The sequence below is a fragment of the Cryobacterium sp. 10I1 genome (assembly GCF_035019805.1).
Lineage (GTDB): Bacteria > Actinomycetota > Actinomycetes > Actinomycetales > Microbacteriaceae > Cryobacterium > Cryobacterium glucosi.
In genome coordinates this window covers 1-13533 of the sequence record NZ_JASJVF010000074.1, presented here as the reverse complement: position 1 = coordinate 13533, position 13533 = coordinate 1, and the positions used below count along the sequence as shown (strand labels likewise).

14 protein-coding genes are annotated in these 13533 nt (G+C 65.8%); 7 read left to right on the top strand and 7 right to left on the bottom strand.

All coding sequences use genetic code 11. The features are described 5' to 3' along the window. Positions 1–623: FGGY family carbohydrate kinase (locus QN345_RS08815; RefSeq protein WP_323508578.1), on the top strand; the 623-nt coding region annotated here is incomplete at its 5' end. A gap of 123 nt (positions 624–746) precedes the next feature. Here QN345_RS08815 and trpD read toward each other — a convergent pair. Continuing rightward, positions 747–1799 (bottom strand): anthranilate phosphoribosyltransferase, encoded by a 1053-nt coding sequence (gene trpD / locus QN345_RS08810; RefSeq protein ID WP_134446539.1) that lies wholly within the window; start codon positions 1797–1799, stop codon positions 747–749. An 85-nt stretch (positions 1800–1884) separates the two neighbouring features. Between trpD and QN345_RS08805 the strand changes: the two genes are divergently transcribed. The 5 genes from QN345_RS08805 to QN345_RS08785 all read left to right on the top strand — a co-directional run bounded on the left by QN345_RS08805 (position 1885) and on the right by QN345_RS08785 (position 7154). Beyond that, positions 1885–2574 (top strand): cytochrome c oxidase subunit 3, encoded by a 690-nt coding sequence (locus tag QN345_RS08805; protein ID WP_134446538.1) that lies wholly within the window; start codon positions 1885–1887, stop codon positions 2572–2574. Positions 2575–2597: 23 nt separating this feature from the next. Continuing rightward, positions 2598–3410 carry a cytochrome c gene (locus QN345_RS08800; protein WP_323508577.1) on the top strand — a complete coding sequence of 271 codons (813 nt, stop codon included), beginning with the start codon at positions 2598–2600 and terminating at the stop codon, positions 3408–3410. 93 nt (positions 3411–3503) lie between these two features. Then, complete coding sequence (locus QN345_RS08795) at positions 3504–4574, top strand: ubiquinol-cytochrome c reductase iron-sulfur subunit (RefSeq protein WP_134446536.1); 1071 nt, start codon at positions 3504–3506, stop codon at positions 4572–4574. Continuing rightward, the gene (locus tag QN345_RS08790) at positions 4571–6193 is read left to right on the top strand and encodes a cytochrome b (RefSeq protein WP_370294571.1); all 1623 of its coding nucleotides are present in this window, start codon (positions 4571–4573) and stop codon (positions 6191–6193) included. Before QN345_RS08795 ends, QN345_RS08790 begins: the two co-directional genes overlap by 4 nt. A 52-nt stretch (positions 6194–6245) precedes the next feature. Then, positions 6246–7154 carry a methyltransferase gene (locus tag QN345_RS08785; RefSeq protein WP_134446535.1) on the top strand — a complete coding sequence of 303 codons (909 nt, stop codon included), beginning with the start codon at positions 6246–6248 and terminating at the stop codon, positions 7152–7154. Between the two features lie 65 nt (positions 7155–7219). On the opposite strand, the gene QN345_RS08780 is transcribed toward QN345_RS08785, so the two are convergent. From QN345_RS08780 to QN345_RS08760, 5 genes are all read right to left on the bottom strand, one after another. Further along, complete coding sequence (locus QN345_RS08780) at positions 7220–7642, bottom strand: cytochrome c oxidase subunit 4 (RefSeq protein ID WP_134446534.1); 423 nt, start codon at positions 7640–7642, stop codon at positions 7220–7222. Then, a complete protein-coding gene (gene ctaD, locus QN345_RS08775) occupies positions 7643–9385 on the bottom strand; it encodes a cytochrome c oxidase subunit I (RefSeq protein WP_134446533.1) in 1743 nt (580 codons plus the stop codon). It lies immediately after the preceding gene. Positions 9386–9388: 3 nt separating this feature from the next. Next, complete coding sequence (coxB, locus tag QN345_RS08770) at positions 9389–10276, bottom strand: cytochrome c oxidase subunit II (protein WP_166787268.1); 888 nt, start codon at positions 10274–10276, stop codon at positions 9389–9391. Positions 10277–10439: 163 nt separating this feature from the next. Beyond that, positions 10440–10796 (bottom strand): iron-sulfur cluster insertion protein ErpA, encoded by a 357-nt coding sequence (gene erpA / locus QN345_RS08765; RefSeq protein ID WP_134446531.1) that lies wholly within the window; start codon positions 10794–10796, stop codon positions 10440–10442. Between the two features lie 112 nt (positions 10797–10908). Next, positions 10909–12345, bottom strand: a complete 1437-nt coding sequence (locus tag QN345_RS08760; RefSeq protein ID WP_134561090.1) for a dipeptidase — start codon at positions 12343–12345, stop codon at positions 10909–10911. Between the two features lie 37 nt (positions 12346–12382). Between QN345_RS08760 and QN345_RS08755 the strand changes: the two genes are divergently transcribed. Continuing rightward, positions 12383–12991 carry a DUF3043 domain-containing protein gene (locus QN345_RS08755; RefSeq protein ID WP_134446529.1) on the top strand — a complete coding sequence of 203 codons (609 nt, stop codon included), beginning with the start codon at positions 12383–12385 and terminating at the stop codon, positions 12989–12991. A 71-nt stretch (positions 12992–13062) separates the two neighbouring features. On the opposite strand, the gene QN345_RS08750 is transcribed toward QN345_RS08755, so the two are convergent. Then, positions 13063–13533: alkaline phosphatase family protein (locus QN345_RS08750; protein WP_323508576.1), on the bottom strand; the 471-nt coding region annotated here is incomplete at its 5' end.

The following is a 13533-nucleotide window of genomic DNA, read 5'->3' as shown; positions in this document are numbered from 1 at the left end:
GCGAGACGCACTACGCGCTCGAGGGCTCGATCGCCGTCACCGGCGCGCTCGTGCAGTGGCTGCGCGACAACCTCGGCATGATCAGTTCCTCCGAAGAGGTCGAGACGCTCGCGAAGTCCGTCGACGACAACGGCGGCGCCTACTTCGTGCCGGCATTCTCCGGGCTGTTCGCGCCGTACTGGCGTTCGGACGCCCGGGGCGCCCTCGTCGGGCTGACCCGGTTCGTGAACAAGGGTCACATCGCAAGGGCTGCCCTCGAGGCGACCGCGTTCCAGACCCGGGAGGTGATCGACGCCGTCAACGCCGACTCCGGGGTCCCGCTCACCGAGATCAAGGTCGACGGCGGCATGATCGCCAACAACACGCTCATGCAGTTCCAGGCCGACATCCTCGGTGTGCCCGTCGTCCGGCCCGTCGTCGCGGAGACCACGGCGCTCGGTGCCGCATACGCGGCCGGCCTCGCGGTCGGCTTCTGGAGCGACCTCGACGAGCTCCGCGCCAACTGGCAGGAGGACAGTCGCTGGACGCCGCAGATGACGGTCGCCGAGCGCGACCGGCAGCTGCGCAACTGGAAGAAGGCCGTCACGAAGACCTTCGGCTGGGTCGACGAGGACGTGCTCTAAGCCGCACAACTCGCTGCCGCACAACCAACCGATTCGACGGAGATTCCGGGTTCCACACACGCGGGAGCGCGTCTCAGGCGCTTTCCCACCAGAATCTCCGTCGAATCGGTGCGTGCAGGCTGGCTAGGCGCGGCTGGCCGCGACCCATTCGGCGAGTTTGGCCGTAGCGGCCCCTGAATCGATGGATTCCGCTGCCACGGCCAGCTTGTCGCGGAATCGGTCGAGGATGCTCGACTGCGCGGACACCGGATTCTTCGCAAGATCGAAGGCGACAAGACCGGCCGCTGCGTTGAGGAGCACGATGTCGCGCACGGCGCCCGCCTGTCCGGCGAGCGTCTGGTGCACGACCTCCGCGTTGTGCGCCGGATCGCCGCCGAGGAGTTCGCTCATCGAGGCGCGGCGGATGCCGAGCTCGCGCGGGTCGATGTCATGCTCGGTCACGAGTCCCCGGGAGACCTCCCAGACGTGACTGTGACCGGTCGTCGTGAGTTCATCGAGACCGTCGTCCCCGCGGAAGACGAGCGCGGCAGCTCCGCGGGTCTGGAAGACACCGACGATGAGCGGTACCCGGTCGAGTCCGGCGACACCGACAGCGGAGGCTTCCGGACGCGCCGGGTTGCAGAGCGGGCCGAGGTAGTTGAACACCGTCGGGATGCCCAGCTCGGCCCTGACCGGTCCGGCGTGACGGAATCCTGGGTGGAATGCCGCCGCATAGGCGAAGGTGATCCCGGTCGCCTCGAGGATCTCGGCGACCTTCTCGGCGGAGAGGGTCAGGTCGATGCCCAGCGCCGAGAGCACGTCCGAGGCGCCCGATGCCGAACTCGCGGCCCTGTTCCCGTGCTTGATCACCGGAACGCCCGCGCCGGCACAGACGATCGAAGCCATCGTCGAAATGTTGACGGTGCCGAAACGGTCACCGCCGGTGCCGACGATATCGAGCGCCATCGGGTTGACCGGGAGGGCGACGGCATGCTCGAGGATGGCGTCACGAAAACCGACGATCTCGTCGACGGTCTCCCCCTTGGCGCGCAAGGCGACGAGGAACCCGGCGATCTGGGCCTGGGTCGCGTGCCCCTGCATCACCTGCTCCATGCTCCACGCCGCATCGGAGACACTCAGGTCCTCTCCACTGAGCAGGGCGCTGAGGACATTGGGCCAGGACTGGATTTCGAGCATGAAACCGATCTTAAGCGCATCGGCTCCCGCGTTCCGAATCTGCTCCAGCGGCGCTTTCGTTCCAATCTGGTCACCTTTTGGGTAAATGACGCACCCGCGTCCGCATGGTGCGCACCCCGGCTGCGAAATCGGCCATAATGGACGAGTGACGAGCCCTTCGATAACTTATTCAGCCACAGCGCCCGTGGTTAATCGGCCCAACAGCGTTGCTGTCGGCACCATTGTGTGGCTGGGCAGCGAAGTCATGTTCTTCGCGGGCCTGTTCGCCATCTACTTCACGCTCCGGTCGACATCGCCGGAACTCTGGCAATTCGAAGCCGAGAAGCACAATTTTCCCTACGCACTCGTGAACACCCTGATCCTCGTCTCCTCGTCGATCACCTGCCAGTTCGGCGTGTTCGCCGCGGAGCGTCTCCAGGCCCGCTCAACGGGCTGGAAGCCCAGCCAGTGGGGCATGGTCGAGTGGTTCTTCCTGACGTACGCCCTCGGCGCCGTCTTCGTTTCCGGGCAGATCTGGGAGTACGCCACCCTGGTCTCCGAGGGCGTTTCGCTGCAGAGCAACGCATACGGATCGGCGTTCTACCTCACCACCGGCTTCCACGGCATCCACGTCACGGCCGGCCTGATCGCCTTCCTCCTCGTCATCGGCCGCGGGTTCGCGGTCAAGAACTTCGGTCACAAGGAGGCGACGAGCGCCATCGTCGTCTCGTACTACTGGCACTTCGTCGATGTCGTCTGGATCGGCCTCTTCCTCGTCATTTACGTCCTCAAATAGAGATCCGGAGCGGACACCTCAGAATGACCAAGACCAACACCCCCAAGCCGGCCCGCGTGCGCAAGTCCGGCCGCCGCAGCCCACTTGCCAGTGTCGCCCTGATCGCCATCGGCCTCCTCTTCACGGGCGGCGCCTATGCGGTGTTCAGCACGAGCACCGCGAGTGCCCAGACGGATGCCTCGTCTCAGCAGACCATCGGAGAGGGCCAGAAGCTTTTCGCGAGCAACTGCGCCACCTGCCACGGCCTCGGCGCCGCGGGAACCGGATCCGGCCCGAGCCTCATCGGTGTCGGTGCGGCATCCGTCGATTTCCAGGTCGGCACCGGCCGGATGCCCATGCAGATGGACGGGCCTCAGGCTGAGAAGAAGGCCGTCGTGTTCACGGACGAACAGATCGCAGCCCTCGCCGCATACGTCGCCTCCCTCGCCCCCGGGCCGGCCATCCCGGATGCGCGGTACCTCGACGCGCAGGGCGATTCCGCCAAGGGCGCCGAGCTCTTCCGCATCAACTGCGCGATGTGCCACAACGTCGCAGGCGCCGGAGGCGCCCTCACGGAGGGCAAGTTCGCACCCGCACTCGACGGCGTCTCCGCCCAGCACATCTATGAGGCCATGATCACGGGACCGCAGAGCATGCCGGTCTTCAACGACATGAACATCTCACCGGAGAGCAAACGCGACATCATCACGTACCTCAAGTACCTCGAGAACAACCCGTCCCCGGGCGGATACGCCCTCGGCTCGCTCGGTCCGGTTTCCGAAGGACTGTTCCTCTGGATCTTCGGACTCGGCGCGATCGTCGGGTTGACGGTGTGGATCACCGCAAAATCGAACTGACCCGCATCCGAACAGGGCGCGGAATCAGAATCATGCAGCAGACACACCTGCTCAGCACACAACTGCACGACACACAGCAGACAAAGGAGCACAATGGCCACGGACGATAACAGCGGGAAGGACCTCACCGCTGCTGACTCCGGCGCCGGGCACGACCCCGCGAACGCCGGCACGGCCGTTGTCGTGCGCGACGCCGTGGACAACCCCGGATTCCCGCCGCACCGCCCCCGCGTCACCGACCTGAACCCGAGCGCCGAGCGCCGTGCCGAGCGCACGGTGTACACGCTCTTCTACCTCTCGATCGTCGGCAGCGTTTTTGCTATCGCCGCGTACATGGCGTTCCCGATCGTGGAAACCGACCCGGGTTCCGTGCGGCTGAACAATCTCTTCATCGGCCTCGGTCTGGCCCTCGCGCTCCTGGCGATCGGCATCGGCGCCGTCCACTGGGGCAAGGCGCTGATGAGCGACCACGAAGGCATCGATGTCCGGCACCCCGTCCGCGGCTCAGACGAGACGAGGGCCAGGGCGGTCGAAATCTTCGCCGAAGCCAACGAGGAATCCGGGATCGGACGACGTAGCCTCATCCGGAACAGCCTGATCGGCGCGCTCATCGCCTTCCCCCTTCCCGCGGTCGTGCTCTTCCGCGGCCTCGGCCCGATGAACGAGAACCCTTCCGAGCTGCTCACCCACACGATGTGGACGAAGGGGACCCGGCTGGCGATCGACCCGACCGGCACACCAATCAAGGCCTCGGACGTCACCCTCGGCTCCGCCTTCCACGTCATTCCGGAGGGTCTGCAGGACCTGCCGAGCGGTCGTCTGGAAGAGAAGGCCAAGGCGGCCGTGCTGCTGATGCGCCTCAAGCCCGAGGACCTCAACGAACTCCCCGAGCGTGCAGGCTGGTCGTACGACGGCATCGTCGCGTATTCCAAGATCTGCACCCATGTCGGCTGCCCCGTCGCCCTTTACGAACAGCAGACCCACCACCTGCTCTGCCCGTGCCACCAGTCACAGTTCGACGTGTCGAACCACTGCGAGGTCATCTTCGGGCCGGCCAAGCGGCCGCTCCCCCAGCTGCCCATCGCCGTAGACTCTGAGGGCTACCTCATTGCGCAGAGCGATTTCACTGAACCCGTCGGACCGAGTTTCTGGGAGCGGCATTGAGTATCACGAAAACGACCACAGGCGTGGTCGAGACGACGAAAACCAACGGCGGCTTCACGGGCGCGGCGGCGAACTACATCGACGAGCGCACGAGCATCTCCACCGCGGTGAAGGAACTCGGCAGGAAGATCTTTCCAGACCACTGGTCCTTCCTCCTCGGTGAGGTTGCCCTCTACAGCTTCGTCATCATCCTGCTGTCCGGGACGTTCCTGACGTTCTTCTTCAGCGCCTCGATGGCACCCGTCCACTACGAAGGCTCGTACGTTCCGCTCAAGGGCGTCGAAATGTCGGCGGCGATGTCCTCGTCGCTCAATATCTCCTTCGACATCCGCGGCGGCCTCCTGATGCGCCAGGTGCACCACTGGGCTGCGCTGCTGTTCGTGGCGTCCATCGGCCTGCACATGCTCCGGATCTACTTCACGGGTGCGTTCCGCAAGCCCCGCGAACTCAACTGGGTCATCGGCTTCATCCTGTTCATCCTCGCGATGGCAGAGGGCTTCACCGGATATTCCCTCCCCGACGATCTGCTCTCCGGCAACGGCCTGCGGATCATCGACGGAATGGTCAAGGGCATCCCGCTGATCGGAACCTGGATCTCCTTCCTGCTCTTCGGCGGCGAGTTCCCGGGCGAGGCGATCGTGGGTCGGCTCTACTCGCTCCACATCCTGCTGCTGCCCGCGATCATCATCGCCCTCATCGCGATGCACCTGCTCTTCGTCGTCGTGCACAAGCACACCCAGTACCCCGGTGCCGGACGCACGAACCAGAACGTCGTCGGCTACCCGGTCCTCCCGGTCTATGCCGCCAAGGCCGGCGGGTTCTTCTTCATCGTCTTCGGTGTCGTGATGCTGATCGCCTCACTGTTCACGATCAACCCGATCTGGAACTACGGACCCTATGACCCCTCCCCCGTCTCGGCGGGTACCCAGCCGGACTGGTACATCGGCTTTGCCGACGGGGCCCTGCGCCTGATTCCGCCGGGACTCGAGTTCGTCTGGCTCGATCGCACCTGGTCGTTCAACATCCTGATCCCTCTGATCAGCCTCGGACTCTTCATCCTGGTCGTGTTGATCTACCCCTTCATCGAGGCCTGGGTCACCGGGGACAAGCGCGAGCACCACATCCTCGATCGCCCGCGCAACGCCCCGACCCGCACGGCGATCGGCGCGGCCGGCGTGACGTTCTACGCCGCGCTCTGGTCGACCGCATCCTCGGACATCATCGCCACGCACTTCCACGTGACGATGGAGGGCGTCATCCACGCCTGTCAGTTCGCCACGATCGTCGGACCGTTCATCGCGTTCTTCGTCGCCAAGCGAGTCTGCCTCGCGCTGCAGAAGAAGGATCGCGAGATCGTCCTGCACGGTTACGAATCCGGCCGGATCGTCCGCCTGCCCGGTGGCGAGTACATCGAGGTGCACCAGCCCGTCGACGAGTACGAGCGCTGGAAGCTCGTGAGCTACTCGGACTACAAGCCGCTGATGATCCGCCCGAACGACCAGGGCAAGATCACGACCGGCCAGCGCCTGCGCGGCGGACTCTCTCGCTGGTTCTTCGAGGACCGGATTGTTCCGGTCACCACGACGGAGCTCGAGCAGAGCCACGGAGACCACCACTAACCAGCGGTAGTTCCACAATCACCACAACACAACATGAACAGATCGGGCATCGATGTCCCTCCAGACCCTGTCGGAGTGGCTTAGGTGCCCGAACTGTTTGTCGCCCCTCGCGGCGAACGGCGGCCTCGTGCTGCGGTGTGCTTCCGGGCATTCCTTCGACGCCAACCGGCGCGGCTATCTGTCGCTCCTGGGCGGGCGCAGCCACGTGGTCGGTGACAGCGCCGCGATGCTCGACGCACGTGAGGCCTTCCTCGAAGCCGGCTGGTACGAAGACCTGCGCACGGCCGTCACGACGCTCGTCGCAGCGGAACAGCCCGCTCGGGTGCTCGACATCGGCTGTGGCACCGGGTACTACCTCCGCGGAGTGACCGAAGCCTGTCCGACCGCCGGATACCTCGGAATGGACCTCTCCCCCGTCGCCGTGGCCCGAACTGTGGCCGCTGCCCGCACCGTCGCCGCGCCTGGGCACGAACATGCTGCAGCCTCAGGCGGCAAACTCCCTGAACCGCCGCAGGTGGACGGGCTCGTCGCCGACGTCTGGGCCGACCTTCCGGTGCGGACCGGAGTCGCCGATGCCCTCCTGAACGTCTTCGCACCGCGGAACCCGGCCGAATTCCATCGCGTGCTGCGCGACAGGGGTCTCCTCGCCGTCGTCGTTCCCCACGATGACCATCTCCGCGAGCTCAGGGATGCCGGACTGGCCCTCGATATCCCGCCGAACAAAGCCGAGGACCTCAGGGACTCCCTGCAGCCCTGGTTCGCCCTGGAGACCCGGATCAGGGTCACCAGTCGTCACGACCTCGGCGCGGACGCCGTTGCCGTCCTGATCGGCATGGGCCCGTCGGCACATCACACCGGGACGGAGGCCATCGCAGGCCGCTGGCCTTCCCGCAGTCCCGTGACGTTCTCCTTCGACGTGCTCGGCTTCCGGCGCCGCGCCCTGCACGCTCTCCCCCATTAACGCGAAAGCGGGAGCCGTCGTTCTCAGGAATCGAGACCGACTGCTCACCCGCTTTCGCGGACCGGCTAGCGCGCGAAGTTACCGCGGTAGTACTCGTAGACCCAGCCGATGAGGCAGATCACGCCGATGCCGACCGCGATGATCGAGATCCAGAACCCGATCGCGAGGCCGAGGAAAAGCAACGCAGCACTCGCGGCGAGGAGGATGGGCCACCAGCTCCACGGGCTGAAGAAGCCGACTTCGGGATCGCCGTCGTCGACGTTGGCGTCGAGGCGGTCCTCTGGAAGCTCTCCTCCCTGAGCGCCGTGCACCCGGGACAGGTAGAAGGCGACGAAGCTCACGAACACGGAGCTCAGTGCCAGGGCGAAGGTTCCCGCCCATTCGATGCTGTGCTGGTGCGGGTCGACGAGACCCCAAACGATGTACGCGACCGTGACGAGGGCGAAGAAGCCCGCGAGCAGCCAGAGCAGGTTGGTGTTTGCCCTCATTTATTTGACCTCGTTCGTTGCGGCGTCGTAGACGGGGGCATCGGGCGCGTCCTTGCCCGGCCCGATCCCGACCGGCATGGCGACCTCGGGGTGGTTGAGGTCGAAGGCCGGCCGCTCTGAGCGGATGCGCGGAATCGACGTGAAGTTGTGCCGCGGCGGCGGGCACGACGTGGCCCACTCGAGGGAGGCTCCGAAGCCCCACGGGTCGTTGACCGTGACCTTCGGCGCCTTGCGGGCAGTGATGTACACGTTCAGGAAGAACGGGATCATCGAGACGGCGAGGATCATCGACCCGATGGTGGACAGCTGGTTCATCCAGGTGAAGCCGTCCTCCGGAGAGTACGAGGCGTAGCGGCGCGGCATGCCGACCACTCCGAGCCAGTGCTGCACGAGGAAGGTGGTGTGGAATCCGATGAACAGGAACCAGAAGTGCCACTTGCCGAGGCTCTCGTTGAGCATCTTGCCCGTCCACTTCGGCCACCAGAAGTAGAAGCCGCTGAACATGGCGAACACGACGGTTCCGAAGATGACGTAGTGGAAGTGCGCCACGACGAAGTACGTGTCGGAGACGTGGAAGTCGAGCGGCGGCGAGGCGAGGATGACACCGGTGAGCCCGCCGAACGTGAACGTGACGAGGAAGCCGAGCGCCCACAGCATCGGCGTCTCGAAGGTCAGGGACCCCCGCCACATCGTGCCGATCCAGTTGAAGATCTTCACACCGGTCGGAACCGCGATGAGCATCGTCATGAGCGAGAAGAACGGCAGCAGCACCGAACCGGTCACGTACATGTGGTGGGCCCAGACCGCCACCGACAGGGCGGCGATCGAAATGGTCGCGTAGATGAGCGTCTTGTACCCGAAGATCGGCTTGCGGCTGAAGACCGGGAACACCTCGGAGACGATGCCGAAGAACGGCAGCGCGATGATGTACACCTCGGGGTGGCCGAAGAACCAGAACAGGTGCTGCCAGAGGATGGCACCGCCGTTGGCCGGGTCGTAGATGTGCGAGAGGAAGATGCGGTCAGAGGCCGCTGCAAGGAGGGCCGCGGCGAGCACCGGGAACGCCATCAGGACCAGCAGCGAGGTGACGAGCGTGTTCCAGGTGAAGATCGGCATCCGGAACATGGTCATGCCGGGGGCGCGCATCGTGATGATGGTCGTGATGAAGTTCACCGCGCCGAGAATGGTGCCGAAACCGGACAGTCCCAGGCCCACCATCCACAGGTTTCCGCCGACGCCGGGCGAGAAGGTCGTGCTCGCGAGCGGTTGGTAGGCGAACCAGCCGAAGGATGCTGCTCCCTGCGGCGTCAGGAACCCGCCGACGGCGATGAGGCTGCCGAAGAAGAATGCCCAGAACGAGAAGGCGTTGAGGCGCGGGAAGGCGACGTCAGGAGCGCCGATCTGCAGGGGCATCAGCGAGTTCGCGAAGCCGAAGAACAACGGCGTCGCGAACATCAGCAGCATGATCGTTCCATGCATCGTGAAGAGCTGGTTGTACTGCTCCTTGGTCTGCACGACCTCGAGGCCGGGCTCGAAGAGCTGCGCGCGGATGACGAGCGCCATCACGCCGGCGAGGCAGAAGTAGACGAAGGAGGTGATGAGGTACATGTACCCGATCACCTTGTGGTCGGTGGAGGTGATCCAGCGGACGAGGACGTTGCCCTTGCGCTCGACGCCCGTGGGACGACGGGTAGCGGCCGGGGCTGCCGGCGTCGCGGGTGCTGCGGGTGCGGTTGTGGTCATGGCCTACTTGCCTTCCTCTACCGCCGGGGCGGACGTGCCCGGAAGATTCTGGTTGCGGTTGTACCCGTTGTCGAGTTGCCCGGAGTTGCCCGCGGCCTTGAGCGAGGCCGTGTACGCCTCGTAGTCGGCCTCTGACACGACCTTGACGTTGAAGAGCATGAGCGAGTGGTACTCACCGCACAGCTCGGCGCACTTGCCGGAATAGGTGCCGATCCGTTCAGGGATGACCGACATGTAGTTGGTCTTCCCCGGGATCATGTCCTTCTTGTAGAGGAAGTCGATGACCCAGAAGGAGTGGATGACGTCGCGGGATTCGAGCGCGAGTTCGACCTTCTTGCCCACCGGGAGGACCAGCGTCGGCAACTCGGCTTCGACGAGCGAGCCCTTGGGCCCGTCGAGGTTCGGCTGGCCCTGGATGCCGGCGGAGTAGACATTCTCGTTGACGTAGTTGAAGTCCCAGGCCCACTGCTTGCCGATGACCTCGATCTTCACGTCCGGTGAGTCGAAGCGGGCCTCGATGGCGGCCTGGTCCCTCGCGGTGAATGCGAAGAAACCGATGACGAGGATGAGAGGAACGATCGTGTAGAAGATCTCGATCGGCATGTTGTACCGCAGCTGGACCGGAAGTCCGGTCTGGCCCTTGCGGCGCCGGTAGACGATCACGGCCCAGATTGTCAGGCCCCAGGTGATCAGGCCGACGATCAGGAGCACGATCCAGGATGTCGTCCAGAGTCCGGCGACGCGGTCGGTCTGGTTCGTCACCGCCGGTTCGCCCTCGACGAAGCCGGGCAGGAAGCCGTGGAGCTGGGCTTGGGTGCACCCCGCTAGAACAATGACCAACGACGCTGCGATCGGAATTGCAGCCCATCGGAGACGGTGGTTTTTGCGCACCAGTAACCTTTCGGGGAGTCTCGACATCACTTCATCGGAAGTGCCTCTGTGTGAATGACAGCCTACTGCGCGGGATGCGCTTCGGGGTGCAGCGCAGGCGCTGATCCGGTAACGAATCCACGCCAAGATGCCGGGCGGCCCGCCCGGCATCGTCTGTGGTTCCCTAGCTGAACGAGTCCCCGCAGGCGCAGCTGCCGCCGGCGTTGGGGTTGTCGATGGTGAAGCCCTGCTTCTGGATGGTGTCCTCGAAGTCGATCGAGGCCCCGTCCAGGTACGGAACGCTCATTTTGTCGACGACGACCTCGACACCGTCGAAGTCGACGAGCGCGTCACCGTCGAGCACACGCTCGTCGAAGTAGAGCTGGTAGATGAGGCCGGAGCAGCCGCCGGGCTGGACGGCGACGCGGAGGCGCAGGTCCTCACGGCCCTCCTGGGCGAGCAGGCTTCGTACCTTCAGCGCTGCGGCCTCGCTCAGGCCCACTCCGTGGGCGGCGGTGCTGGTTGTGATGGTGTCGGTCATGACGCTCCTTGCGCTGTGCTCGAATTCTGACAGATTCTACCTGCAGCAACGGTGAGTCCGCCGCAGTAATTCCCGCCTGCCGGTCTCTCGTCTCTGACCGGGGCTGATGGGTTCATCGGGTGGGGGCCTCCAGAGTCCCGGTGCGGCGGTTGAGCCGGTCGAGCAGGAACGCCTCGGCGAGGACTGCCCGTTTGAACACGCCCAGGTGGAGGGACTCGTTGGGGCTGTGCGCCCGGGAATCGGGGTCTTCGACACCCGTGACGAGGATCTGGGCCTCCGGGAACACCCGCACGAGGTCCGAGATGAACGGAATGGAGCCGCCGATGCCGACGTTGACCGGGGGCTTGCCCCAGGCATCCGTCATCGCACCGAGCGCGAGCGGCACGGCCCAGCCGCTGTCGTCGACGAGGAACGCCTCGCCGGTGTCGACGTCGTCGATGGTGATGCTCGCCCCGTACGGGACGTGGGCGCGCAGGTGCGCCTCGAGGGCCTGGTAAGCCTCAGCAGCGGGCTGTCCTGGTGCGATCCGGGTGCTGAGACGCACGCTCACGACCGGGGACAGGGTGTTCGACGCGTTCGCGACGCTCGGGGCGTCGATGCCCGTGATCGTGATGGCGGGCTGGGACCAGAGCCTGCTGAGCAGCGGGCCGTGGCCGATGGGCGTCGCACCATCGAGGAGGCCGGTTTCCAGGCGCAGCTGTTCCTCGGTGTATTCGGGTGCGGGGACGTCCCGACTCGTGAGCCCGTCGACGGCCACGGAGCCGTCTTCCGCGTAGAGGCTCGCGAGAAGGCGCACAGTCGCCATCATGGCGTCGGGCACCGCTCCCCCGTACATTCCGGAGTGGGAGGCGTGGTCGAGAGTGCGCACGGTCAGTCGGAAGGTGACGTTGCCCCGCAGGGCGACCGTGAGGGCGGGGGTGTCCACGTCCCAATTGTTGGAGTCGGCGACGACGATGACGTCGGCGCGGAGCGACTCCCGGTTGTCCTCGAGGAATGCCGCGAACGAGCGACTGCCGAACTCCTCCTCACCCTCGATGAACACGGCGATTCCGAGGTCGAAGTCGGGGCCGGCCGTCTCGGCGAGTGCCCGGATCGACGCTACGTGCGCCATCACCCCTGCCTTGTCGTCCGCTGCGCCTCTTCCGTAGAGCCGATCCCCGCGAACGGTCGGCTCGAACGGGGTGGATTCCCAGTCGATGTCGTGGCCGGGGGGCTGCACATCGTGGTGGGCATAGAGCAGGACCGTGGGTCGGCCGTTGCGGGCCGGCCGGTGGGCGAGCACGGCAGGCTGGCCCAGTTCCGTGGTGCCGGGAATTCCCGACCGGGTCACGACAACCTCGTCGAAGACGTTGAGCCCCCGCACCAGGGCGGCGACGGCCTCCGCGCTTTCCGCCACCCTGGCCGGATCGAACGCGTCCCAGGACACGGACGGGATGCGCACGAGGGCGCACAGGTCGGCAATCGTGGCGGGAAGGGCGGCCTCGACCGCGGCGCGCACAGGCGCGTCGGCGAGTGCGGCTTCGGGTGCAGTATCTGGGGTAACGGTCATCAGGTAATCTTAAGCCAACTAATTGCAAGGAACTGATGTGGCCAAGCCAGTGAACCCAGACGCACAACCGCCGATCGAATCGATCGACGAGACGAGGGCGCGCCTCGCGGCCGCCCACCCCGCCGGCCACCCGGAAGGGAAGGGCCAGCCGACGCCGAGTCGTAAGGAGCAGGAGGCCGCCAACCGGCGCCCCCTCGTGCCCGACGACCGCAAGCTCGCCGCACGCCAGGCACGCGCCAAGTCCGCGGAGACCCGCGACAGGGCCAGGATCGGCATGGCCGCGGGTGAGGACAAGTTCCTCCCCGTCCGCGAACGTGGTCCGCAGAAGCGCTTCGTGCGCGACTACGTGGACGCCCGGGTGAACATCGGCGAGTTCATGATCCCGGTGATGTTCCTCGTCATCCTCCTCACGTTCTTCCCCGACCGCAACGTGCAGACCTACGGGATCCTCGCGCTCTGGGCCTTCTTCCTCATCGCCGTCGTGGACTGCACGGTGCTCGGCTTCACCCTCACCCGGAAGGTCAAGGCGAAGTTCGGCGACGCGAAGGCGGAGCGCGTGCGCTGGTATGCGGCGATGCGCGCGCTCCAGCTGCGAGCAATGCGGCTTCCGAAGCCCCAGGTCAAGCGCGGCCAGTACCCCTCCTGAGCATCAGGCTCTCCCTCAGGCCCGTCCCCCCGGGGGCGGGCCTGAGGTGTTCCCCCGGGCGGAAGCCGCGGCTACGCGCCGAAGGCACCGTCGCGGATCACGGGGACGCGCAGTTCCTCGTCCGTGAGCGACCCGTGCTGGCCGATCATCGACCGGGCGGACTGGTTCGGCTCGCGGGAGTCGTAGTATGCGACGGCCTTCCGCGCGGCCACGATCACGTCGCCGATCCTGGGCAGCACTTCGTCATCGACCCTGCCGAAGAGTCCGGCCGTGACCGCCTCCGCACGCGTGAAGATCCACGCCCGGTCGCCCTCGACCTCGCGCCAGGTTTCGGCCAGCGTGGTCGCCGCCTCTGATGCGGACGTTCCGGCGTCGCCGCGGGACTCGTCGAGGTACAGGTAGAGGCAGCGCGGGTCTCCCCCGATGTGCCGCACCGGCGCGACGAGTTCGGGAACGCTGTCGAAGAGCACGTGTTTCGTGGCGGGGACGTCGAGGACGCCGTGGTCTGCGGTGACGATGAGCCCCTCGTCCCGATGCATACC